Genomic DNA, 25,601 nt, shown 5'->3' on the forward strand with positions numbered 1-25,601 from the left:
GTAGAGAGAGCCGCCGGGAGCAGTCCGGAAGAGATGGAGGCAGGAGAGAATCCAGAGAATCATCCGGGGGAAGAGAGCAGGAACGGCGCCAGAGGACGGCTGCGGGTGAGAGGCTGAACTCCGAAAGGGGAGGCAGACCGGCTCCGGAGGCTGATGGCGCTGAGGAACGTCAGGATGAGAACCCTGAGAGAAGAAGCCGGCGTAGCCGCCGCGGAAGACGGGGAAACCGTGACAGAAGAAATGGGATGGATCCGGAAGGAACGCTGAGCCGCGAGAGCGAAAGCTTTCGCGCGCGGGGAGAAAAACGCTCTCCGGAGGACGGAAGAGATTCCGAATCACAGAATCCGGAGCGGACCAGAAGACGGGACCGCAGACGCCCGGATCGAAGCAGAAGAGAGATGCCGGAAGAAAACAAGGAGTCGTAAATGTCCCCAGAACTGAAACAAGGAGAGCATCTGGATGATCTCCAGAATGGATTTTTTATTATCCAGGGGCAGAAGAGCTTCCGCTACGGAATCGATGCGGTGCTGCTGTCCGGTTATGCGAAGGTAAAACCGGGAGAGCGGGTGCTGGATCTCGGAACGGGAACGGGAATTCTGCCGATCCTTCTGGCTGCCAAGACACCCGGGCGAAGCTTTACGGGGCTGGAGATTCAGAAGGAAAGTGCGGATATGGCCAGAAGAAGTGTGGCCCTTAATCATCTGAACGACAGGATATCAATTGTACAGGGAGACATCCGGGAAGCCGTATCCATATTCGGTGCGGCTTCCTTTGACGTAGCGGTCAGCAATCCGCCCTATATGATCGGCAGGCACGGACTGACGAACCCTGACCCGGCGGTGGCCATCGCGAGGCATGAGATTTTGTGCAGCTTCCGGGACATCGCAGAGCAGACGTCCCGGATTCTCACGGACAGAGGACGCTTCTACCTGATTCACCGGCCCTTCCGTCTGGCGGAGATTATGTGTACCCTGAAGGAGTACCGGCTGGAGCCGAAGCGGATGCGTCTGGTGTATCCTTTTGCGGACAAGGAACCGAACATGGTTCTTCTGGAAGCGTGCAAGAACGGAAATCCCCGGATCCGGGTGGAAAAACCTCTGATCGTATACGAGAGGCCCGGCGTATATACCCGGGAGATTCGCGAGATTTACGGTGACGGAAGATAATCCCGCGCCGGTTCATGGAAAACAATTGAGATACGGCGAAAGTGCCGGAAAGGAGGTTGTAATGCCGGGCAGACTTACACTTTGCGCAACACCGATCGGGAATCTGGAGGATATTACCTTCCGGGTTGTCCGGGCGCTGAGGGAAGCGGATCTGATCGCCGCGGAGGATACGAGAAACAGCATCAAGCTGCTGAATCATTTTGATATCCACACCCCGATGACTGCCTATCACGAGAACAATCGCTACGACAAGGGCAGACAGCTTGTGGACAAGATGCTTTCCGGAACGAATATTGCCCTGATCACGGACGCGGGAACACCGGGCATCTCCGATCCGGGAGAGGTTCTCGTCGAGTTGGCCGTGGAGGCGGGAATAGAGGTCACTTCGCTTCCGGGGCCGGCCGCCTGTATTACGGCGCTGACGATGTCGGGACTGTCCACGAGGCGGTTCGCCTTCGAGGCATTTCTTCCCATGGAGAAAAAGGAGAGGGCAGTGGTACTGGAGGATCTGAAGGCAGAGACGAGAACGATCATTCTCTACGAGGCGCCCCACCGCCTGGTGAGGACGCTCGGGGAGCTTCGGGATGTGCTCGGCGGAGAACGGAGGATCAGTCTTTGCAGGGAGCTCACAAAAAAACATGAAAATGTACAGCGGACGACAATTGACGCGGCGCTGGAACATTTTGAGACGGAAGCGCCGAGAGGAGAGTTCGTTCTGGTCATTGCGGGAAAGAGCTTCCGGGAGCGGAAAGAGGAAGAGCAGGAGTTCTGGAAGAAAATGACCGTGGAAGAGCACATGGCGTATTATCTGGACCTCGGGACAGACCGGAAAGAGGCCATGAAGCAGGTAGCCCGTGACCGGGGCTGCGGCAAACGGGAGATCTACGCATATCTCAATAAGAACACATAAGGATCCGGTACGGCCCGGTTCATGGTGACTGCGTGCAGCTGTTCACAGATGTATCAGTGTCCTGCCGGCCGGACAGCCCCCGTAATCGTGCGCAACTGTTTATGCAGGGGTTATCTGCACTTTACGAATGCCGGATCTGTTGTTATAATATTCTAATCAAAATAGGGTGTATGTACCCCTCGAAAGGAGATGTTTTTATGAATATCACGATCAGTGGAAAGAATATAGAGATTACCGACGGTCTCAGAGCTGCAGTAAATGAAAAACTGAGCAAGCTGGAGAGATATTTCACACCGGATACAAACGTAATCGTTACACTGAGTGTGGAAAAAGAAAGACAGAAAATCGAGGTTACCATTCCTGTCAAAGGCAAAATCATCCGTTCCGAGCAGGTCAGCAACGATATGTATGTATCCATTGATCTTGTAGAAGAGGTGATCGAGCGTCAGCTTCGCAAGTATAAGACGAAAATCATCGATAAGAAACAGGCTGCTTCTAATTTCCAGAAGACATACATCGACAATGATTATATGGAGAATGAGGAGATCCGTATTGTCCGGACGAAGAAGTTTGATATCAAGCCGATGTATCCGGAAGACGCATGCGTACAGATGGAACTTCTCGGACACAATTTCTTCGTGTTCATGAATGCGGACACGGATCAGGTTAATGTCGTATATAAGAGAAAAGGAAACACTTATGGTCTGATTGAACCGGAAAACTGATCTGAGATTTTCGGATCGCACCGTTTCCGGCAGACCTGCCAGAGGGAAAAGACGCCGAAAGGCGTTTTTTCCTCGTAAACCACACAGGAGCTTAGAATCTAGTAATGAAATTATCAGAAAGAATCTTTGGCACACACAGCCAGAGAGAGTTAAAACGAATTGAGCCGATCGTAGACAAGGTAGAATCCTATCGTCCCGCCATGCAGGCGCTCAGCGACGATGAGCTTCGCGCCAAGACGAAGGAGTACAAGGACCGCCTGGCGGGCGGCGAGACACTGGATGACCTTCTGCCGGAAGCGTTTGCAACCGTAAGGGAGGCGGCAAAACGTGTACTGGGTATGGAACCCTACAGAGTTCAGATTATCGGCGGAGTCATTCTTCATCAGGGGCGTATCGCGGAGATGAAGACCGGTGAAGGAAAAACCCTTGTATCCACGATGCCGGCTTATCTGAACGCCCTTACGGGAAGAGGAGTGCACATCATCACCGTCAATGATTATCTGGCGAGCCGTGACGCGGGCTGGATGGGAAAGGTTCATGAGTTCCTGGGTCTGACCGTAGGATGCGTTCTGAACAGCATGAAGAATGATGAGCGCCGTGCCCAGTACAACTGTGACATTACCTATGTCACAAACAACGAGGACGGTTTTGACTATCTTCGTGACAACATGGTGATATACAAGGATCAGATGGTGCAGAGAGATCTTGCTTATGCGATCATCGATGAGGTTGACTCGGTTCTGATCGATGAAGCCCGCACCCCTCTGATCATTTCCGGACAGAGCGGAAAATCCACGAAGCTCTACGAGACGTGTGATATTCTGGCAACACAGCTTCAGCGCGGCGAGGCTTCCGGCGAGGTTACCAAGATGACTGCCATCATGGGCGAGGAAATCGAGGAGACCGGAGACTTTATCGTAAATGAGAAGGACAAGATTGTGACGCTGACCGAGCAGGGCGTCAAAAAGGTGGAGCAGTTCTTCCACATCGACAACCTCTCGGATCCGGAGAATCTTGAGATCCAGCACAACATCATCCTGGCGCTTCGTGCGCACAACCTGATGTTCAAGGACCGCGATTACATTGTCAAGGATGATCAGGTCTACATCGTAGATGAGTTTACCGGACGAGTGCTTCCGGGCCGCCGTTATTCCGACGGACTGCATCAGGCGATTGAGGCAAAGGAGCACGTAAAGGTAAAGCGCGAGAGCAAGACGCTTGCCACCATCACCTTCCAGAACTTCTTCAATAAATATGAGAAGAAGGCAGGTATGACAGGTACCGCTCTGACAGAGGAGCAGGAGTTCCGTGATATTTACGGAATGGATGTCATCGAGATTCCGACGAATAAACCGATCGCCCGAATCGATCATGATGACGCTGTCTATATCACAAAGAAGGAGAAATACCGGGCGGTAATCGAGGACGTCAAGGAGTCTCACGCGAAGAAACAGCCGGTACTTGTGGGTACCGTCAACATCGATACCTCAGAGCTTCTCAGCCGCATGCTGAAGAGAGAGGGAATTCCGCATCAGGTACTGAACGCGAAATATCATGAGCTTGAGGCCGAGATCATATCCCACGCGGGCGAGGCGGGAGCGGTAACCATTGCCACGAATATGGCGGGCCGTGGTACTGATATCAAGCTTGATGAGGAAGCGAGAGCGGCCGGAGGACTGAAGGTCATCGGTACGGAGCGGCATGAGTCGAGACGTATTGACAATCAGCTGCGCGGACGTTCCGGACGACAGGGAGATCCGGGAGAGAGCCGTTTCTATCTGTCACTGGAAGACGATCTTCTCCGTCTGTTCGGCTCCGAGAAGCTGATGTCCGTCTTCAAATCTCTGGGCGTATCCGAGGGTGAGGAGATTCACCACAAGATGCTTTCCTCGACGATCGAGAAGGCGCAGGAGAAGATCGAGGGCAACAACTACGGAATCCGTAAGAATCTTCTGGATTATGACCTTGTCAACAACGAGCAGAGAGAGATCATCTACAAGGAGCGCCGCCAGGTTCTGAACGGCGAGAGCATGCGTGATTCTATCATGAAGATGATCTACGACACGATCGATAACACCGTGGAGCGGGCGATCGGCGAGAGTGGAGATGAACCGGATAACTGGGATCTGGATGAACTGAACCGTCTGCTGCTTCCGATTATTCCTCTTCAGAAGATAACGAAAGAAGATGTCGCTGCTCTGAAGAAGGGCAAGGAGGAGCTGAAGCAGAACCTCAAGGACAAGGCAGTCCGGCTTTATGAGGAAAAAGAGGCCCAGTTCCAGTCTGAAGAACAGATCCGTGAGCTGGAGCGTGTCATCCTTCTGCGTGTGATCGATGAGAAATGGATGAATCACATCGATGATATGGAGCAGCTGCGCCAGGGTATCGGACTTCAGGCATACGGCCAGAAGGATCCGAAGGTAGAGTACAAGATGCTGGCCTATGACATGTTCAATGAAATGACCGCGTCAATTCAGGAGGACACCATCCGCCTGCTGTACCATGTCCGGATTGAGGAGAAGGTGGAGCGTGAGCAGGTAGCTCAGGTCACCGGAACCAACAGAGATGACACGTCCGAACGGAAGCCGATACAGAAAAAGGCAAAAAAGATTTATCCGAACGACCCCTGCCCGTGCGGAAGCGGTCTGAAGTATAAGCAGTGTCACGGACGGAAGGGAGCACCGCCGCTGGATATCTGAGTGAAGAACTGATCCGAAGAGCAGATGATCAGAAGAGCTGCCGTGCCGGGTGGTGTCCTGCCGGCGCGACAGCATCGTCATTTACGCGAACAGTGAGCCGCAGCCGAATGCGAAGTATTCGTGTGCGGCGGGAATATTTTTTTAAAGAGGGCCCCGATTACCGGTTTTCGGAACCGGCCCTTCAGGATACGCAAACCGGAATAAAATGTTCACAGAACAAAAGGTGGTGAAGCTGGTGGTAGTAGAACTTGAAAACATGAAACAGGAACTCAGGACATTCGATCAGCCATTGGTGGAAGTGAGGGATTCACTTTGACCTCGCTAGCAAAGAGCAGCGGATCGAAGAATTAGAGAGAAAAATGGAGGAGCCGAATTTCTGGGACAACCCGGAGGAGGCTCAGAAGCAGACAAGAGAGCTGGGAAATCTCAAGGACGATCGGGACACCTACAAGAAGCTGGTATCCTCTAAGGAAGACATCGAGACATTGATCGAGATGGGCGAAGAAGAGGATGACGAGTCGGTCGTTCCGGAAGTGCGGGAGATGCTGGATGAGTTCAAGGAGAAGCTTGAGAATATTCGGATCAAGACACTCCTCTCCGAGGAATATGATTCCTGCAACGCGATCGTGAGACTGAACGCGGGAGCGGGCGGAACCGAGGCAATGGACTGGTGCGGCATGCTTTACCGTATGTATACAAGGTGGGCGGAGAGGCATCATTTCAGCATTGAGGAACTGGATTATCAGGAAGGCGATGAGGCCGGCATCAAGTCGGTAATGTTCCAGGTCAACGGCGAGAATGCGTATGGCTATCTCAAGTCGGAGGCAGGAGTTCACCGTCTGGTCCGGATTTCTCCGTTTAATGCGCAGGCAAAGCGGCAGACCTCCTTCGTATCGTGCGATGTCATGCCGGATCTGGACAAGGATATAGATATCGAGGTGCGTGACGAGGATATCCGTGTGGATACCTACCGTTCCAGCGGTGCCGGCGGTCAGCACATCAACAAGACCTCATCGGCAATCCGGATCACCCATCTGCCGACCGGAATCGTGGTCACCTGTCAGAACGAGCGGTCCCAGCATATGAACAAGGACAAGGCTATGCAGGTTCTGAAATCAAAGCTGTATATGCTCGAGCAGGAGAAGCAGGCGGAGAAGGAGGCCGGAATCCGCGGCGAGGTAACGGATATTGCATGGGGACATCAGATCCGTTCCTATGTCCTTCAGCCGTATACGATGGTGAAGGATCTGCGGACAGGAGAAGAGCGGGCACAGGCAAGTGCTGTCCTGGACGGCGATATTGATCCGTTTATCAATGCGTACCTGAAGTGGAGCGCGCTGAAGAAGAAGGAGCACACGAAGTAACGAAAAGTAAGAGACTTCGAAATCGCATCCAGTCTCTTACATACGCTTCGCGACAGGCGGCCTGTCTGCGTTTTCGAAGAGCTGTTTTTTTAATAACCTTGTATAAGCTACGGATTTCGCGCATTCGCGCTTCATCCTCATACCTGTTGCCTTCGAAATCGCATCCAGTTTCTTACACACGCTTCGCGACAGGCGGCCTGTCTGCGTTTTCGAAGAGCTGTTTTTTAATAACCTTGTATAAGCTACGGATTGCTCCGTGCTTCGCACTCCCGCAATCCTACAGGTATTCGGATTTCGCGCATTCGCGCTTCATCCTCATACCTGTTGCCTTCGAAATCGCATCCAGTCTCTTACACACGCTTCGCGCGTGACGATCCTGTCTGCGTTTTCGAAGAGCTTATACACCTACATCAGATGAGAGCGAGGAAGAATACAGATGGTTAATGTTGCCGTTCTGGGTTACGGAACCGTAGGTTCCGGAGTAGTTGAAGTAATCAATACCAACCATGACAGTATCAATAAGAAGGCGGGGGACGAGATCAATATCAAATATGTTCTTGACCTCAGAGATTTTCCGGGAGATCCGGTGGAGAAGGTTCTGGTCCATGATTTCAATGTGATTCTGCAGGACCCGGAGGTAGACATTGTCGTGGAAACCATGGGCGGACTGCACCCGGCTTATGAGTTTACCAAGAGCGCTCTTCTTGCAGACAAGAGCGTGTGCACATCCAATAAGGAGCTCGTTGCGACGTATGGCACGGAGCTTCTGAAGATCGCGAAGGAGAAGAGCATTAACTATCTGTTTGAGGCGAGCTGCGGCGGGGGAATTCCGATTATCCGTCCGCTGAACTCTTCGCTCACAGCGGATGAGATTGATCAGATCACCGGTATTCTGAACGGGACGACAAACTATATCCTGACGAAGATGGGACGGGACGGATCTGATTTTGATGAGGCTCTCGCGGAGGCACAGAATAATGGCTATGCAGAGCGCAATCCGGAGGCGGATATTGAGGGATACGATGCCTGCCGGAAGATCGCCATCCTTTCTTCTCTGGCTTACGGACGTCATGTGGATTATCATGACATCTATACGGAGGGAATTACAAAGATCACGGCCGTGGATATGAAGTACGCGCAGGAAATCGGCGCGGCGATCAAGCTTCTGGCGACAAGCTGTAAGGTTGACGATGGTTTCTATGCTATGGTCTGCCCGGGCATGATCAACGAAAGCAGCCCTCTTTACAGCGTGAACGGAGTGTTCAACGCGATCTTCATTCACGGGAATGTTCTTGGTGACGCCATGTTCTACGGCAGCGGCGCGGGAAAGCTTCCTACAGCCAGCGCGGTTGTGGCGGATGTTGTGGATGAGGCGAAGCATCTTCATCGCAATATTATGATGAACTGGAGCAGCAGAACCCTGAAGCTGTGTGACGTCAGTACGATGGAGAATCGTTTCTTTGTTCGTGTAAAGGGATCCGTATCAGAAAAAATTGACAAGGTGAATGAGATTTTTGGCAGGGTAGAGCCGATCAGTCTGCCGGCAGTGCCCGGCGAGTTCGCCTTTATCACCAAAAAGATGAAGGAATCTGAATTCAAGGCAAAAGCGGACCAGATGGGTGAAGAAATCCTCGGAAGAATCCGTGTATTTTTCTGAAAAAGACAGGCACGTGACAGGGTATTCAATGCCACATGAGGTTCGGGAGACGATGGTCTCCCGGTCCTGCATGTGGCGTTATTCAACAGAGAAGCCGGCTCATCTGTCGGCGGAAGAGGTGATTAGAGAATGGTAAAACATACAGGAGAGAATTATTACATTTCTACGGCTATTGCATATGCGTCCGGGAAACCCCATATCGGTAATACATATGAGATCGTTCTTGCGGACAGTATTGCGAGATTCCGCAGGATGCAGGGATATCAGGTATATTTTCAGACCGGTACGGACGAGCACGGCCAGAAGATTGAGAACAAGGCCGAGGAGAAGGGATGTACGCCGCAACAGTATGTAGATGATGTGGCAGCTGAGATTCACCGGATCTGGGATCTGATGAATACCTCCTACGACAAGTTCATTCGCACGACAGATGCGTATCACGTCAGACAGGTCCAGAAGATTTTCAAAAAGTTCTATGAGCAGGGCGATATCTACAAGGGACACTATGAGGGATGGTACTGTACGCCGTGCGAGTCCTTCTGGACGGATTCCCAGCTGGTGGACGGCAAGTGCCCGGACTGCGGACGGCCGGTCACACGGGCAAAGGAGGAGGCATATTTCTTCAGAATGAGCAAGTATGCGCCGAGGCTGATTGAGTACATCAATGAACATCCCGAATTTATTCAGCCGGTATCCAGAAAGAATGAGATGATGAACAACTTCCTGCTTCCGGGGCTTCAGGATCTCTGTGTCTCCAGGACATCTTTCAAGTGGGGAATTCCGGTAGACTTTGATGACAAGCATGTCGTATATGTATGGCTGGACGCGCTGACCAACTATATCACCGGTCTCGGCTATGACGCCGATGGGAACAGCAGCGAGCAGTACCGGAAGTTCTGGCCGGCGGATCTTCATCTGGTCGGAAAGGATATCATCCGTTTCCATACGATATACTGGCCGATCTTCCTGATGGCGCTGGGCGAGCCGCTCCCGAAGCAGGTATTCGGACATCCATGGCTGATCCAGGCAGACGGCAAGATGAGCAAGTCAAAGGGCAATGTGATCTATGCGGATGATCTGGTTAATCTCTTCGGAGTTGATGCGGTACGGTATTTTGTTCTTCATGAGATGCCGTTTGAGAATGACGGTGTCATCAGCTGGGAGCTGATGGTGGAACGCCTCAATTCTGATCTTGCGAATACGCTGGGCAATCTGGTAAATCGTACGATTTCCATGTCAAATAAATATTTCGGCGGAATTGTCGAGAACAAAAACGTGAATGATCCCGTGGACGATCAGCTGAAGGCGGTTGTCACAGAGACTGCGGGCAAGGTCGAGGAAAAGATGAAGGGACTTCACGTCGCGGATTCGATTACAGAGATTTTTGCGCTCTTCAAGCGCTGCAATAAATACATTGATGAAACCATGCCGTGGGCACTCGCCAAGGATGAGACAAAGAAGGACAGACTGGCGACGGTTCTGTACAATCTCGCGGAGAGCATTACCATAGGAGCATCGCTTCTTGAGCCGTATATGCCGGAAACGACGGAGCGGATTCTGAAGCAGCTCAATACCGGGAAGAGAGATTATGCAGATGCCGACAGATTCGGCCTGTATAAGAGCGGCACAAAGGTGACGGAAGAGCCGGAGATTCTGTTTGCAAGACAGGATCTGAAGGATGTCATGGAAAAGGTAGAAGAGATCCGTAAAGGACAGAAGGCCGCGTCCGGAGAGGCTGCGCAGAGCGGTACGGCCGGCGAAGCGGCTGATGCAGCAGGAGAAGAGAAGACGGAGATCCACGTTGAGCCGAAAGCGGAGATCACCTATGATGATTTTGCGAAGATGCAGTTCGCGGTAGGCGAGGTTCTGGAGTGCAGAGAGGTTCCGAAATCGAAGAAGCTTCTGGTGTCTCAGATTAAATTCGGTGACCAGACCCGTCAGATCGTGTCCGGAATCAAGAAATGGTATAAGCCGGAGGAGATGGTCGGCAAGAAGGTAATGTGTCTGATTAATCTGAAGCCGGCGAAGCTTGCCGGTCTGGAGTCGCAGGGCATGATTCTCGCTGCGGAAGACAGTGAGGGAAATGTGACCCTGATGACACCTGAGAAAGATATGCCGTCGGGCTCCGGGATTTCATAAATAAAATTTTTTAGAGAAGATGCCGTTATATAGCGGCTGGGTTATACGGAAGACTGCAGCATGTGTGTTGCAGTCTTCTGCCATATAAGGGGGCTGTGCGAACGCGTTGCCCGGGACCAAACGTATAAGAGCGGATGCAGGAACGCGCTGCCCGGGACCAAACGTATAAGGGCGGATGCATGAACGCGTTGCCCGGGACAAAACGTTAAGGGCGGTTGCAGGAACGCGTTGCCCGGGATAAAACGTTAAGGGCGGTTGTGCGAATGCGGAGCTCACGACAAACCCTATCAGCAGGATGTGACGATGTTTACAGCATGGACTTTTACCATGTGAGGTGATTAAGAATGATATTTGATACACATGCGCATTACGAGGATGAAGCTTTTGATGAGGACAGAGATGAGATGATCCGGACCCTTCCGGATTATCATGTGGGACGGTTCGTCAACGTGGCTTCCGACTGGTCCAGTCTGGAAAAAACGCGAAGGATAGTGGAGAGTTATACAGATGCTTTTGCCGCATTTGGTCTGCATCCGGACAACGTCGGGGAACTGAATGAGGAACGGGTAAAGGAACTGGAAGAATATCTGCGCCTTCCGAAGTGCGTGGCTGTGGGAGAGATCGGACTGGATTATCACTGGAACAAGGATAACCGGGAGGAGCAGATCTACTGGTTCAGAAGGCAGCTGGAAGTGGCGAGAAGTCACAGGCTTCCGGTGATTATTCACAGCAGAGACGCTGCGCAGGATACGATGAATATTGCCCGGGAGGAGAATCTGGGAGAGATCGGCGGTGTGATTCACTGTTATGCGTATTCTGTCGAACAGGCGATGGAATATACAGACATGGGGATGTATCTGGGAATCGGGGGTGTGGTCACGTTCAAAAATGCCAGACGTCTGAAGGAAACGGTGCAGGCAGTTCCTCTGTCACATCTCGTTCTGGAGACTGACTGCCCGTATCTTGCGCCGGAGCCGAACCGGGGAAGCAGGAACAGTTCCCGGAATCTCCGTTATGTGGTGCGTGCGATCGCGGATCTGAAAGGGATAACAGCGGAGGAAGTCGAGCAGACAACCTGGGAGAATGCCTGCAGAATGTACCGGCTGCAGTAAGCCTGACCTGACGGCCTGAAATATTGCAAGTGCGATTGTCTGAGATATTACGAAATGTAACGGGTGCAGGAAAACAAATCAGGCAGATAACGGAAAAGACACCGGTCGGCATTTGTGTAATTTTCCCGATTTTATTATACGAATCCAAATCTTTTTGTGATATTATGACTGTATAAGCTCTTCGAAAACGCCGGGCGGACCTTCACCCGCGAAGCGGGTGAAAGGGACGAGAGGCGATTTCGAAGGCAACAAGCAAAAGCACGAAGAGACGCGAAGCGGCGCGGAAGTGCTTTTGCTTGTAGGATTGCGGGAGTGCGAAGCACGGAGCAATCCGCAGCTTATACAATCATGAAAAGAGGAAAGCTCAACGAAAACGCCGGGCGGACCTTCACCCGCGAAGCGGGTGAAAGGGACGAGAGGCGATTTCGAAGGCAACAAGCAAAAGCACGGAGAGACGCGAAGCGGTTAAAGGGACGATAGGACATTTTTTATAGAGAATAAAGACAGCAATTCCATAGAAAATAGCATCCGTATAAAGGAGAGGGAAATGGCAAGAAAAAGCATCGGGGAAGAAAAGAAAAGCGAGACCGTGGAGAGGGCGACGGCTGCAGTGAAAGAGGCTTCCGAAAAGGCTGCCAGGGCAGCGAAGGAGGCATCGGATATCGCGTCGAAGGCAATGAAGGATGCAACGGAAAAGGCAGGCAAAAATGCGGCTGCTACCGTTAATTCAGTGAAGAAAAATGTGAAAAGATCGGTGGCAAAGGCACAGTCGGGAAAGATTGTGGATGAGCCGGAGATTTCCGGAGAATCCGAAAAAAAGGAGGAGGCTTCGGAAAACAAGGTCAGACAGGACCCTCATATTTTTTCTGATCTGGATTCCTATCTGTTCGGTCAGGCGACTCACTATGATCTGTACAAGAAGATGGGCGCGCACACAGCGCGTCTGAATGGCGAGAACGGAACGTGGTTCACATTATGGGCGCCGAATGCGGCCGCGGTGTATGTGATCGGAGAGTTTAACAGCTGGGATGAGAATGCGAATCCCATGAAGAAGATCGAAGATCAGGGAATCTGGGAGATCTTTATCCCGGGAGCGGCAGTGGGTCAGCTCTACAAATATCTGATCATCTCGAAGAACAATCAGAAGCTGTACAAGGCGGATCCGTACGGGAACTGGGCGGAGCTTCGCCCGGGAACAGCTTCGAGAATAGCGGATCTGGGCTATCGGTGGGGCGATGCGGCGTGGATCCGGAACAGGCAGAACCTTGTGCCGGAAACGGCTGCGCTGTCGATCTACGAAGTGCATCCAGGGTCCTGGATGAAGCATCCTTACAGTGAGGAAAATCCGGAAGGGTTCTATACCTACCGGGAATTCGCAAAGCGGATTGTCGAGTATGTGAAGGACATGGGATATACTCACGTCGAGCTTATGGGCATTGCCGAGCATCCGCTCGATCAGTCCTGGGGATACCAGGTGACAGGATATTACGCACCGACCTCCCGTTACGGGGCGCCGGCTGATTTCAAGTATCTGGTGGATTATCTTCACCGCAACAAGATCGGTGTAATTCTGGACTGGGTTCCCGCGCATTTTCCGAAAAATGCCGAGGGTCTGGCGAATTTTGACGGCGATGCCGTATACGAGCATGCGGACCCGAGACAGGGAGAGCATCCGGACTGGGGCACCAAAATCTTTAACTACGGCCGTCCGGAGGTGAAGAATTTCCTGCTTGCGAATGCGCTTTACTGGGTGGAGGAGTTCCATGTAGACGGTCTGAGGGTGGATGCCGTCGCCTCCATGCTGTATCTGGACTATGGCAGAAAGGACGGCGAGTGGATCGCAAATAAATACGGGGACAACAAGAACCTCGAGGCGATTGAATTCTTCAAGCACCTGAACACATTGGTGCCCGGACGGAATCCCGGTGTTATGATGATCGCCGAGGAGTCGACCGCGTGGCCGAAGGTGACCGGAAAGGTGGAGGACGGCGGCCTCGGGTTTACCTACAAGTGGAACATGGGCTGGATGCATGACTTTCTGGAGTATATGAAGCTGGATCCGTATTTCCGCAAGTTCAACCACAACAAGATGACCTTTGCGATGACCTATGCGTTCAGCGAGAGATACATCCTGGTTCTCTCGCACGATGAGGTGGTGCATCTGAAGTGCTCCATGATCAACAAGATGCCGGGACAGGAGGATGAGAAGTTCCAGAATCTCAAGGTCGGTTATACCTTCATGTTCGGCCATCCGGGCAAAAAGCTGCTGTTCATGGGTCAGGATTTCGGACAGTACCGAGAGTGGAGCGAGGAGAGGGAGCTGGACTGGTTCCTTCTGGAGGACAAAAAGAATGAGCATCTGCAGGCCTATGTGCGGGATCTGCTGAATATGTACCGGAAATATCCTGCCCTTTACGCAAATGACAAGGGCTATGAAGGATTTGAATGGATGAACGCGGACGACTGCGACCGGAGCATCTTCAGCTTTGTGAGATGGTCGCCGACGAAGAGAAACAATCTTCTCTTTGTCATCAATTTCACGCCGGTGGAGCGCGCGGACTATATGTGCGGCGTGCCGAAGGCCGGGAATTACACGCTGATTCTCGACAGCAAATGCGAGAAGTACGGAGGGGATCACAAGGTTCCGCTCAAATACAAGGCCGAGGAGGGCGAATGCGACGGGCAGAAGCTTCACATCGCCTACGAGCTTCCGGCTTACGGAGCCGCGGTATTCAAATTCAATTGACAGACTGTGGAAAATTTTGCAATATATGCATGCAGCACATACTGCGGGAGTATCTATTAACTTTTGGAATGAATCGCTTCCTTTCTGCGATAGCTTAATTTTAAGGTGATTGTATGTTTGGGAAAAGAGAACTATTTTTAACATATGATACGATAAAATTGCAAAATATTACCAGAAAGCTTAATAGTGCTAAGATTAGATATGAGATAAAAAGTAGCGATTTTGGAAGGTCTAACAGAGGTTCTGGATTGCTGGGCAACTTTGGTGAAAATCCGAACCAAAAAATCATGTACTATGTTTATGTGAAAAAAAATGACTATGATTTTGCAAAATCTGTGATAGACGATGTTATAAAGGGAGTTTAGAAGATTGCTTTTGTTATTTTAGTTTTGAACTAAAATTTAAAAGAAAGGGGCGGTCCTTTTACATATCGTATTGTTAATACTCCGACAACAATTAACATAGCATTAACACAGACTTTATATTAAACAGATAGTTTCTCCGGGTTATCTTTTGTACGCTTAATCTATATGTTAATGGAGCGTTACAGATCCCGGAGGTAGGTTATGAATGAGAAGGTACAGATAGTATTTGGTCTGCTGGGAGGACTCGCGATTTTCCTGTTCGGCATGAACATGATGAGTGACAGTCTGCAGAAAGCGGCCGGAGAGAAGATGCGCACGGTGCTGGGGATGCTCACCAGAAATCCGGTGCTGGGAGTGATTTCAGGAGCACTGGTTACAGCGGTTTTGCAGAGCTCCAGTGCGACGACGGTCATGGCGATCGGGTTCGTGAGCGCAGGCCTGATGACTCTTCCGCAGGCGATTTCGATCATCTTCGGAGCGAATATCGGAACGACCATGACGGCTCAGATCATAGCGTTCAAGCTGAGTGATTATATCTTTATCATCATTTTCATCGGCTTTATCATCGGATTTACCGCGAAGAAGCAGAAGATCAAATACATCGGAAATACCATCCTGGCTTTCGGGCTTCTGTTTGAGGGAATCGAGATCATGGGCAGCGTGATGAAACCCCTGGCTTCCAGTCCCTTCTTTATTAACCTGATTGGGAAGGTCGCCCATATTCCGGTGCTGGGTGTTCTGACAGGTCTGATGATGACTCTTGTGGTGCAGAGCTCCAGCGCTACAATTGCGGTTCTTCAGAATTTTGCGTCTCAGCCTGCCGCAGACGGGATCACAAGCATCATCGGCCTTGCGGGAGCGATACCGGTTCTCCTGGGTGATAATATCGGAACGACGATCACAGCCATTTTGGCAAGTATCGGCCAGAGCATCGACGCAAAGCGGACGGCGCTGGCGCACTGTATCTTTAATGTGAGCGGCAGTCTGCTGTTCATCTGGTTTGTAAAGCCCTACGCGAGTCTGATCACGATGATCTCTCCGAAGGGCAATGAGGTAGATGTCATTTCCAGACAGATTGCCAATGCCCATACCGGTTTCAATATCATCATGACTCTGATCTGGACGCCTCTTCTGTGGCTGATGGTCAGGATCGTCATGAAGCTTCTCCCGGGAAAGAAGGAGCGGGTGGTTCCACTCGGCGAGCCCAAATATCTGGATGACAAGCTGATCCGGCAGCCGGTTGCCGCGCTCCATCTTGTGGCGCAGGAGACACTTCATTCCGCGCATATCGTCCAGCGGATGTTCGTAAAGGCGGAGGAGATCACACAGAAGGACAGTGATGCCGTACTTGGGACAATCCGTGCGGAGGCTGCGGGGGTACATGAGCTGTCAGAAAAGATCAACGAATATCTGGCCGCTGTTTTTTCGTTCGGTGCCATCACGGAGGACCAGGCATCCATGGCGACAGGTGTTCTTCTGATTCAGAGTGAAATCGACCGGATTGCGGATCTGTGCCGGAGTATCATTGAAAACATCGCGGGAGCGAAGAATATGAAAGTGAAATATTCCAAGGATGCGATGAAGGAGCTTCGGAAATCCATGGAACTGATTCGCAGGATGTTTGAGGAAACACTTGTCCTCATGGCGGATCCCGGGAAAATTGAGACGGACAGTCTGAAGAAGGAACGGGAGATGGTCATGGACATCGATGAAGGGATGCGGAAGGATCACGTGAAGCGGGTCGCAAAGGGAAAGTGCGATGCGAAGATGACGGTGAGCTTCAACGCGCTTCTGCACGATCTTGACCGGATGGGAAGCAGCTGCCTGAATCTGTCTGATACCGCGCTGAAGGAGATCAATTTCAGCACACTTCTTCAGGGTGAGCCGGACCCCGAGAGGGAAGAACTTCTTCAGAGCAGTCCGCACCCGGAGAGTGAAGAAATTCTTCAGAGCGGGATGGATCCGGAGAGTGAAGAAAGGATTCCGGCGGATGCCGTCCGTCCGAAGACCAGGGCAAAGAAGGTCCGCGCATGAGGTCCTTGCGTACAATTGAAGAAATCCGAAACATTTGGTAAGATAGAGGTGTCGTGCACATGTGGCGCGGCACTTTTTGAATGACAGGAACAGTGGTATGCGTTCGGCTGTGAAGGGGCTGTGCGCGGAGAACGCCGCGGCAGATCGATGAAGTCGGTCAGATGTGGCAGCTGCGAGAGGTGCGAAAACAACGGAGCAGCTGGCTTTATAGATTAAATGCTGCCCCGATTGCGGGGCATGAAGGGCTGCTTTGGCATTGTGCATTGTACGGCGGAGATCACGTTGGAAACCGGATGTAATTCCGATAGACTGAATCAGGACAGGCGGGAACATGAGTACAGATGAGAAAAAATACAGGGGCTATGTAGGCGTGTTTGATTCCGGAGTCGGAGGAATCAGCGTTTTGAGGGAAATGATCCGCGAACTCCCGAACGAGAATTTTTATTATTTTGGGGATTCGGCGAATGCGCCTTATGGCGAGAAGACGGTAGAGAAGGTGCAGGAGCTTTCCATGTCGATCGTGGATCGCATGGTGAATGAGGGATGCAAGGCGATTGTCGTCGCCTGCAACACCGCAACCAGTGCGGCGGTAAGGCTGATCCGGGAGAAGTACGAAAAGACAATGCCGGTGATCGGAATCGAACCTGCGCTGAAGCCGGCTGCCAGAGAGGAGCATCACGGGAGGATTCTGGTGATGGCGACACCGGTCACACTGAGGCTGGAGAAATACCACGAGCTTTCGGGAAGACTTGCCGGGGAGGCGGAATTCATCCCGGTTTCCTGCGCGGGTCTTGCTGACCGGGTGGAAAAGGGAAATCTGGACGCGGCGGACGTTACACAGATGCTGGAGCAGATGATCGGGCCCTATCGGGGACAGATTGACGGAATTGTGCTTGGATGCACGCACTATCCGTTTCTGAAGAAGCAGATTCACAGCGTCATGGGAGATGTGCCGCTCTACGACGGGGGCAGAGGAACCGCAAGGGAACTGCACCGCCAGCTTTCGCGGCATGGTCTGCTGAATAAAGGAGAAGAGCCGGGAAGAGTCGTTCTGGATTCCAGTCTGAAGACTGAGGAAGAAATGAAGATTTACCGGCAGCTTCTGGATGCGGACATCGAATAATCTGGATTCGTGTGAAGAATGTCAAAAATATAAAACGTCGCGCGGCAGTCTGACTTGCATTTTCCGCAGTTTGCAAGTGCGGAAGAATGTCGGAATTCAGCATGCCACGCAGACGAAGCGCGGCGGCGATCCGTCGTTCCGGATGGGCGGAGCAGCGGGTCGCCGTGCATCAGATTCAGCCGAGCTTTCTCACGGTATCGGCAGCAGTTTTCAGGGCGATTTCCATCATTTCATGGAAGGAGGTCTTGATCTCTTCGGGGGAGAGATGCTCCGGCTTGAAGAGATGATCGGAAATGGTAAAGAGGGCCAGTGCCTTCTTGTGAGCGTACATGGCCTCTGTATAGAGACCGGCGCTTTCCATTTCTACGGCAAGAAGCCCTGCCTCTTTTTCCTTTTCCGCAACGGCAGGATCGGGATAGTAGAAGAAATCGGAGGAATAGACGCTTCCGACGGAGGTGCGCACACCCATTTCATCTGCGATTCGTACCGCGTCGCGGAGCATGCCCCAGTCTGCGGTCGGAGCGATCGTGCCGGGCAGTCCGTAGCGGGACGGAGCGGCGGAGTTTGTGGAGGCGCTCATTGCAACGACAACGTCACGTACATTGACGTTGTCTCCGACGCCGCCTGCGGAACCGATACGGATGATTCCTTCGACGCCATAGAAGGTGAACAATTCATGGGAATAAAGGGTGATGGAGGGAATTCCCATGCCGCTTCCCATGACGGATACCTCGACACCGTCGTAGATCCCGGTGTATCCGAGCATTCCGCGGACATCATTGAACAGGACCGGGTTCTGAAGATAGGTTTCCGCCACATATTTTGCGCGGAGAGGATCGCCTGGCATCAGGACTACTTTTGCAACATGTGTTCCGTCTTTTACTTCCATGCATGCGGATGGTGAAACATTTCCCATAATTTATTTTGCTCCTTTCGATGGCTTTGCAAAACCGGATTCTGGAAAAGGAACGCCGGCGGCAAAGCAGCTGCAGATCTTTCAGAATTCTTTTTTGCCGTGCTCCGTCAGCAGATAAGCGCGTGCGGGACGGCGGTTAGATCTCGTTGATATTTTAGCATATCTGAAGGGAACATGATATAATTCTCTTCATAAAAAAACCACAGGCCTCAGAGTATGCGATGGCAGTGGTGTGAACCGGACGAACCGGTTTTATAATTCATCAGGGAGACGGATGTGATGATAGGAAAAAAGAGGACAGGACTTTTCGTTCTGACTGTGCTTACGTGCGGGGCCCTGCTTGCGGGCTGCGGCTCCGGAGGATTTCACGTCTCGGAGCTTCCGGATATGTTCCGGAATTTTTTTAATGTGAATAAAGATCTGGAGGATCCTTCTTCGTCAGCTGCGGACTCTGTTTCCGGAGGAAGCGGCGAAACGGGTGATCGTGCAGAATCGGGTCCGGATACGGAAACCGGTTCCGGAAAGCAGTCCACATCGGGTTCCGGGCAGTCGATTATCTCGGATATTTCTTCGTTTCTGGATGGCGTTACCGGGGATTATAAGGACAAACTGCCGGAGGGCGATTCACTTTTTGTGAATAATGCTCCGGTTTTTTACTACTACACGCAGCTTTCCGCGGAGGAACAGGGAATATACAATGCGCTTCTGGCGGTGACGAGAGACCCGACGTCTACGGATTATCACAAAAAGGTGACGGTCAATGAGGATCCGTCATCTGATGCATTTGGCAGGGAACTGACGATTGCATACGAGGCGCTGATTTACGATCATCCGGAGCTGTTCTGGTTCCGGCAGAGCAGCGGAAATTTCCAGTATTATTACAACAGCCTGAGCACAGGCGGGACATATGATGTCATGATCCGGCTGAGCAGGACGTATGATGATTATCAGAACCAGATGACAGCCTTCAATCAGGCGGTGAGCAATTTTATGGCGGATATTGATCTGACACGTTCACAGCCGGAGATTGCGCTGCAGATCCATGACAAGCTGATTGATACCGTGACCTATGACAAGGATCTGGCCGCATCCTACTCACCGGACGGTGCCTTCGATTACGGGTATACCGCATATGGCGCTCTGGTCGCCAACAGCAGAAACCAGGCAAATACCTGCGTGTGCGACGGGTATTCCTATGCTTATGAATATCTTCTGCAGCAGGCGGGAATTACGTGTACCAGAGTCGGAGGCTATGCGGGCGCAGATCAGGATTCCATGGAGGCACATTCGTGGAACCTGGTTCAGCTGGACGGTGAGTGGTATGAGGTGGACCCGACATGGGATGACCAGGACTCGGACCCGCAGCAGTATGCGTCCGGCGGGCCGATCATTGACGCGGCATTGAATGATGCCGCGTACTGGAACCGGATCCGTCATTTTATGTTCAATCTGACGACGGAGCAGATCAGCAATTACACGCCCGGCAGCGAGTACACGTATTACACGCCGGACGGATATGCGACCTTCCTCTCATCTTCTGTGCATGTGCGGGACGATGGTACCGGGCATGCCAGTGGAACGGCGGATTATATCTCAAAGCTTGCGCCGACTGCGAACGGCACTGCCTATACCTACGATGCTCTTTCAGGCTATGCGGTGGGTTACCGGGGACAGACCGATTATGACGGGGACGGGATACCGGGCTGAGAAAGCGGGAACGAAGTTGCAGCCAGGTGCGCCGGGCTGTGACCGGGATTTGCGCAGGCGTGGCAGGAGACAGAAAAATATCCGGCCGGGAAAGCCGGAGCTGGTATAAGGCTGGAGTGGGCCGGAACGGACATCCGGCCGGGAAAGCTGTGAGTGATTTATGGCAGGAGAAGACGAACGATGGATCTTGTAAAGGAAAAACAGAAAAACGACCTGAAGAATATGAGTACGCTGTGCTATCTGAAAAGGGACGGGAAATATCTCATGCTGCACCGGACCGTGAAGAAGCATGACGTCAACAAAGACAAGTGGATCGGAGTCGGCGGCCATTTTAAGCTGGGAGAGAGTCCGGAGGAGTGTGTGATCCGTGAGGTGCGCGAGGAAACGGGCTATACACTGACATCCTGGCAGTACCGGGGGATCGTGACGTTTGACTCCGGAAAAGGAGATTATGAATATATGTCCCTGTTTACCGCGGATGGATACAGCGGCGAGCCGGCAGAATGTGACGAGGGCGAGCTTGCGTGGATCGACATCGAAGAGGTGTGGAAGCTGAATCTCTGGGCCGGAGACAAGATTTTCTTCCGGCTCATCGACGAGAACGTGCCGTTTTTTTCCCTGAAGCTGGTATATGACGGGAAGGACAGACTGGTGACGGCGGACTTGAACGGCCGTCCGATGGAGCTGTTTGATGTGCTGAAGGAGGACGGCACCAGGAGCGGAATTGTGCAGGAACGAAATGTTGTGCATCGGGAGGGAGATCCGCACGGAACGGTCCATATCTGGATTGTGCGGCCGTCGGAAGGCAGCCCGTCGGGAATGGAGGTCCTGCTGCAGAAGCGGAGCGCCGAGAAGGATTCGAATCCGGGCTGTCTGGATATCTCCTCGGCCGGTCATATCGATGCCGGCGATGAGCCGCTGGAGTCGGCGCTGAGGGAATTAGGGGAGGAACTCGGAATTCATGCCGGCCCCGGGGATCTCGAATATCTGGGTGTCCATGAGGGAAGCTATGAGAAGGAATTTCACGGCAGGATGTTCCGGGATCACGAATTCGCGCATCTCTTTGTCTACAAGAGACCGGTCGACGAGAGCCATCTCGTGCTCCAGAAATCTGAGGTGGAGAGCGTGCGCTGGATGGATCTGGAGGAATGCCGGCGGATGGTACTGGAGAACAGGGAGGCGACCTGTATCTACCCGGATGAATTTGACCGGGTGCTCGAATATCTGAAAAAACAGAGATAAACAGATGATGCAGGGGCCTCTGCGGCGTCATTTGGAAAGAAAAAGCACTGTATACCTGTACAAGCCCGGATTCAGCCGGACTTATGCGGGTATGCAGTGCTTTTTTCGCGTGCGCTTTGAGCGTGTTCAGTTGAACGTGGGCAGGATACTCCGACCACTCACGCCGGGGAGGCATGCGATTGCGTTTTTAACGCGAGTGTTTGCATTCAGGCAATGGCATTGAGCAGACCGGTGGATTGCAGGAATAAAATGAACATCATGACAGGGGCGACATATTTGATCATGATGACATACAGTTTTTTGCGGGTGAACCGGTCCCCGCTGGACTCCATTTCATCGATGATCCATTTCGGACCGATCACCCATCCGATCAGAATGGTGGAGAGCAGGGAGATAAAGGGCATCATGAAGCTGTTGCTGATATAGTCCATGATGTCGAGCAGCTGTCCGACAGAACCGTTGGGCAGCCTGACCTCCACATAGAAGATGCTGTATCCGAGCGCTATGACAGCGGAAGCCGCCATATAGATGATGGTCAGAATGACGGTGATCTTTTTTCTTGAGGCGTGAAAGAGCTCCATGCAGTTGGCAACAATGGCCTCCAGAACGGAAATGCATGAGGTCAGGGTGGCGAAGGCAGCCATGATAAAGAACATGGCGCCGATGAATATGCCGGGGGCTCCCATCGCATAGAATACCTTCGGGAGGGATACGAACATAAGGCTGGTTCCAGCGCTCATGCCGTCTGTTCCGGAGAATACGTAAATGGACGGGATAATCATCATACCGGCGAGAAGAGCCACACCGGTGTCAAAGATCTCGATCTGATTGACGGAACGGTTGAGATTCACATCGGGCTTTACATAGGAGCCATAGGTGATCATGATCCCCATGGAGACGCTGAGCGAGAAGAACAGCTGGCTCATGGCATCCAGAAGGATCTGCAGAAATCTTCCCAAGGTCAGACCGGATAAATTCGGCGTCAGGTAGACAAGAAGTCCCTGTATTCCGGTTCTGGTGACGCCATTTTCATCCGTGTGGCGGAGTGTCAGTGAAAAAATGGCAATCGCTACAATGAGAACCAGCAGAATCGGCATCATCCACTTGGAGACCATTTCAATTCCTCCCTCTACGCCCTTATAGACGATGATGGAGGTCACGGCCATGAACAGCAGTGCAAAAAATACCGGAGACACCGGTGAGGTAATGAAGGAGGTGAAGAAGCTGTCGCCGGCGGCTGCCTTCTGTGCTCCGGTAAAATATACGACAATATAGCGGCTGATCCAGCCTCCGATCACGGCATAATAGGTCATGATGAGGACCGGTACGAAGAAGGTGATGATTCCGAGGAATTTCCAGCGCGGCCGCATGGAGGCATAGGCGTAAATAGAGCTTTTCCTGGTTTTTCTGCCGATTGCGATATCGGAGGTCAGAAGCGTGAATCCGAAGGTGAGAACCAGGCAGAGGTAGATGATGATAAATAGTCCTCCGCCGTCCTTGGCCGCAAGGTAGGGAAACCGCCAGAGATTTCCCACACCGACCGCGCTTCCGGCGGCAGCCATTACAAATCCCAGCTGTCCGCTGAAGGAGCCTGTCTTTGATTTTTTCTTTCCGGATCTGTTCCGGTCTGATTGAGCTGTCATTGTGAATTATTGTCCTCCTTATTTCTGTATTCATATATATTGTTTTTATTGAAGGCGTTGTTTTTTTAATTCAAATGGGCTGCATTCCTGCAGGAGCGTTGTCCAGTATGGCCGGGCTGCATTCCCGCAGGAGCGTTGTCCTGTCTGCCCGGGCTGTACCGCACAAGTGTATCTGCGTAGAGCTGCAGCGCGCGGAATCACAAGGCGTATGTGCGGAGGGCTGCAGCGCGGAATCACAAGGCGTATGTGCGGAGAGCTGCAGCGCGCGGAATCACAAGGCGTATGTGGAGAGCCGCAGCGCGCGGAATCATAGGGCGTATCTGCCATGAATCAAGTCATGCAAAAAGACCAGCAGAAGCAGATGCAGCGGGTAGAAGAAGTAGAAGAAATACTTCATTTTCCTCTTTCCCCTGGAGCGGTTGTAGGCTGCCACCGGAAAGAGTGACAGAAAAGCTGCCGGTTCCTGGAACAGACAGAAGCATGCCCAGAGATCTGCGGTCAGGGGACTTTTGAAAATCCGTCCATTCAGATAGTAGAAGCAGGCGAGAACGCCGATTCCGAAGACGTCATAATCTGTGCGCAGAAACCATGCGGCAGCGGCAGAAGCGAAGACGGTCAGAATCTGAAGCAGTACGGCGGGAAGCCGGACCGGGTCAGATCTGCTCCGGATGGTGTCCAGAAAGCAGAACATCAGAAGACCCAGCAGAAGGGTAAATACTGTGTTTTGCCAGCGTGGATCGAAAAACTGACCCGACATGGCAAGATTGAAGGGAATTTCCGAAACGAGCGCGAGCAGTGCGACGCGGAGCATGTATTTTCGAAGATTCCGGGTGTGGAAATAGCCCTCTGCCAGAAGGAGACAGAAAAGAGGAAAGGCCAGTCTGCCGATGATGTTATCCAGGACAAAATACAGGGAAGAGTTCAGCTCTGCCTGAAATACCTTCGCGAAATGGTCCAGAAACATGCTGACGCACGCGATGATTTTCAACTCATTACCGCTCAGCGATATTTTTTTTGCGGGATGCGGATGAAACAGATTCTTCATAGCTACCTGTGGATACGGACGTCCTGCAGGCGGTCGTCAAAATCAGGAAACACGCATATCCTGCAGGCAGAGTGTCAAAAAGTTCTGCAAGACCAATAATGAAAACCATTATACCATAAAGTGACGCCGGGTAAATCCTACAAAATCCGGAAAAATTATTTGTGGATAGTGACGTACTTTACCGGCTTGAAAAAGGTGCAGGTGCGTTATATTCTTAAACTATCAAATCCATCACACATTTCTGCACAGATTCCCAGACAAATGAACTTACAAGTACACAAAAAATTCAAAATACACGTCGCTGACTTATGAGAAAATTCATCTGCAGAATGACCTGTATATACATGTCTGCTCGAATGAAAGAATAAAGATACATGTCTGCCTGAATGAAAAAATGAGTCTAAAGATACACGTCTGCTCGAATGAAAGAATAAGCCTATGAATACACGTCTTCTCGTACTGGTTCTGGCGGAGGGAGCGGCACTTTCTGACCTGAAGGAGGAGAAAATTCCGAACAGGTGGGTTCTGACCGGATTTCTTCTCAGTCTCACAGGGCAGATCCTGTTTTGCCGGGAAAGCCGGTGGCATCCGGAATTCCTGTCTGCGCTGATTCCTTTTCTGCTTCTGATCCCCTTTTATCTGTTCCGGATGATCGGAGCAGGCGATATCAAGCTTCTGATGGTGACCGGGATTTTCATGAAGCCCGGCCAGATGCTCCTGTTGCTTCTGTTTACATTTCTGCCGGCAGCCGTGTATGCCGTTCTGCGTTTGTGCCTCTCACCGTCCGGTTCGGACCGATTCCCCCTTTTTGACCGATTCCATTCTATGAAGAGATACGTATATACATTTTCGGGTTCCGGAGGTCTGGAACCATACTGGAAGGACAGCCGACCGGAAGAACAGGTGCATCTGGCAGTTTTTATATTCGGCGCGCTGATTCCATGGGCGGCGGGATGGTACTGAGGAGGGCAGGACAGAGCCGTGGGGCTGTGCTATAGAGCGCGGGAC

18 protein-coding genes are annotated in these 25,601 nt (G+C 51.9%); 15 read left to right on the plus strand and 3 right to left on the minus strand.

The window, feature by feature from the left end; all coding sequences use genetic code 11:
• Positions 1-425 precede the first annotated feature (425 nt).
• From ACTQ1O_RS06990 to murI, 12 genes are all read left to right on the plus strand, one after another.
• Positions 426-1,166 carry a tRNA1(Val) (adenine(37)-N6)-methyltransferase gene (locus ACTQ1O_RS06990; RefSeq protein ID WP_441486657.1) on the plus strand — a complete coding sequence of 247 codons (741 nt, stop codon included), beginning with the start codon at positions 426-428 and terminating at the stop codon, positions 1,164-1,166.
• Positions 1,167-1,227: 61 nt separating this feature from the next.
• Positions 1,228-2,076, plus strand: coding sequence for a 16S rRNA (cytidine(1402)-2'-O)-methyltransferase (gene rsmI / locus ACTQ1O_RS06995; RefSeq protein ID WP_441486658.1), 849 nt, complete (start codon positions 1,228-1,230; stop codon positions 2,074-2,076).
• 197 nt (positions 2,077-2,273) lie between these two features.
• The gene (gene hpf / locus ACTQ1O_RS07000) at positions 2,274-2,801 is read left to right on the plus strand and encodes a ribosome hibernation-promoting factor, HPF/YfiA family (protein WP_441101303.1); all 528 of its coding nucleotides are present in this window, start codon (positions 2,274-2,276) and stop codon (positions 2,799-2,801) included.
• 104 nt (positions 2,802-2,905) lie between these two features.
• Entirely contained in the window at positions 2,906-5,500 is a 2,595-nt protein-coding gene (gene secA, locus ACTQ1O_RS07005) for a preprotein translocase subunit SecA (protein WP_441475772.1), read from the plus strand.
• 205 nt (positions 5,501-5,705) lie between these two features.
• Positions 5,706-6,864, plus strand: a protein-coding gene (gene prfB / locus ACTQ1O_RS07010; protein ID WP_441486659.1) for a peptide chain release factor 2 whose coding sequence is annotated in 2 segments (ribosomal slippage) — positions 5,706-5,813 and positions 5,815-6,864 — 1,158 coding nt in all. Because the reading frame shifts where the segments join, the coding sequence is not laid out codon by codon here.
• 436 nt (positions 6,865-7,300) lie between these two features.
• Positions 7,301-8,521, plus strand: coding sequence for a homoserine dehydrogenase (locus ACTQ1O_RS07015; protein WP_441486660.1), 1,221 nt, complete (start codon positions 7,301-7,303; stop codon positions 8,519-8,521).
• 129 nt (positions 8,522-8,650) lie between these two features.
• Positions 8,651-10,660, plus strand: coding sequence for a methionine--tRNA ligase (metG, locus tag ACTQ1O_RS07020; protein WP_441486661.1), 2,010 nt, complete (start codon positions 8,651-8,653; stop codon positions 10,658-10,660).
• Positions 10,661-11,004: 344 nt separating this feature from the next.
• The gene (locus ACTQ1O_RS07025) at positions 11,005-11,772 is read left to right on the plus strand and encodes a TatD family hydrolase (protein ID WP_441486662.1); all 768 of its coding nucleotides are present in this window, start codon (positions 11,005-11,007) and stop codon (positions 11,770-11,772) included.
• Positions 11,773-12,448: 676 nt separating this feature from the next.
• On the plus strand, positions 12,449-14,518 hold the full coding sequence (glgB, locus tag ACTQ1O_RS07030; protein ID WP_441486766.1) for a 1,4-alpha-glucan branching protein GlgB: 2,070 nt from the start codon (positions 12,449-12,451) through the stop codon (positions 14,516-14,518).
• Positions 14,519-14,631: 113 nt separating this feature from the next.
• The gene (locus ACTQ1O_RS07035; protein ID WP_441475776.1) at positions 14,632-14,883 is read left to right on the plus strand and encodes a hypothetical protein; all 252 of its coding nucleotides are present in this window, start codon (positions 14,632-14,634) and stop codon (positions 14,881-14,883) included.
• 201 nt (positions 14,884-15,084) lie between these two features.
• On the plus strand, positions 15,085-16,917 hold the full coding sequence (locus ACTQ1O_RS07040; protein WP_441486663.1) for a Na/Pi cotransporter family protein: 1,833 nt from the start codon (positions 15,085-15,087) through the stop codon (positions 16,915-16,917).
• Between the two features lie 331 nt (positions 16,918-17,248).
• Entirely contained in the window at positions 17,249-18,040 is a 792-nt protein-coding gene (murI, locus tag ACTQ1O_RS07045) for a glutamate racemase (protein ID WP_441486664.1), read from the plus strand.
• A 175-nt stretch (positions 18,041-18,215) separates the two neighbouring features.
• On the opposite strand, the gene deoD is transcribed toward murI, so the two are convergent.
• Positions 18,216-18,956 (minus strand): purine-nucleoside phosphorylase, encoded by a 741-nt coding sequence (gene deoD, locus ACTQ1O_RS07050; protein ID WP_441486665.1) that lies wholly within the window; start codon positions 18,954-18,956, stop codon positions 18,216-18,218.
• 279 nt (positions 18,957-19,235) lie between these two features.
• On the opposite strand from deoD, the gene ACTQ1O_RS07055 reads away from it, so the two are divergent.
• Complete coding sequence (locus ACTQ1O_RS07055; protein ID WP_441486666.1) at positions 19,236-20,663, plus strand: transglutaminase domain-containing protein; 1,428 nt, start codon at positions 19,236-19,238, stop codon at positions 20,661-20,663.
• A 180-nt stretch (positions 20,664-20,843) separates the two neighbouring features.
• The gene (locus ACTQ1O_RS07060; protein ID WP_441486667.1) at positions 20,844-21,905 is read left to right on the plus strand and encodes an NUDIX domain-containing protein; all 1,062 of its coding nucleotides are present in this window, start codon (positions 20,844-20,846) and stop codon (positions 21,903-21,905) included.
• A gap of 206 nt (positions 21,906-22,111) precedes the next feature.
• Here the strand turns inward: ACTQ1O_RS07060 and ACTQ1O_RS07065 are convergent, their stop codons facing one another.
• Both ACTQ1O_RS07065 and ACTQ1O_RS07070 read right to left on the minus strand, forming a co-directional pair.
• Positions 22,112-23,548: a sodium-dependent transporter gene (locus ACTQ1O_RS07065; RefSeq protein ID WP_441486668.1), complete on the minus strand. Its 1,437-nt coding sequence runs from the start codon at positions 23,546-23,548 to the stop codon at positions 22,112-22,114.
• 307 nt (positions 23,549-23,855) lie between these two features.
• Positions 23,856-24,593: a TraX family protein gene (locus ACTQ1O_RS07070; protein WP_441486669.1), complete on the minus strand. Its 738-nt coding sequence runs from the start codon at positions 24,591-24,593 to the stop codon at positions 23,856-23,858.
• Between the two features lie 438 nt (positions 24,594-25,031).
• Here ACTQ1O_RS07070 and ACTQ1O_RS07075 point away from each other — a divergent pair, with 438 nt between their 5' ends.
• Positions 25,032-25,556, plus strand: a complete 525-nt coding sequence (locus ACTQ1O_RS07075) for an A24 family peptidase (protein WP_441486670.1) — start codon at positions 25,032-25,034, stop codon at positions 25,554-25,556.
• Positions 25,557-25,601: the final 45 nt, after the last annotated feature.

This window comes from Bilifractor sp. LCP21S3_A7 (assembly GCF_052118825.1).
Classification (GTDB): domain Bacteria; phylum Bacillota; class Clostridia; order Lachnospirales; family Lachnospiraceae; genus Bilifractor.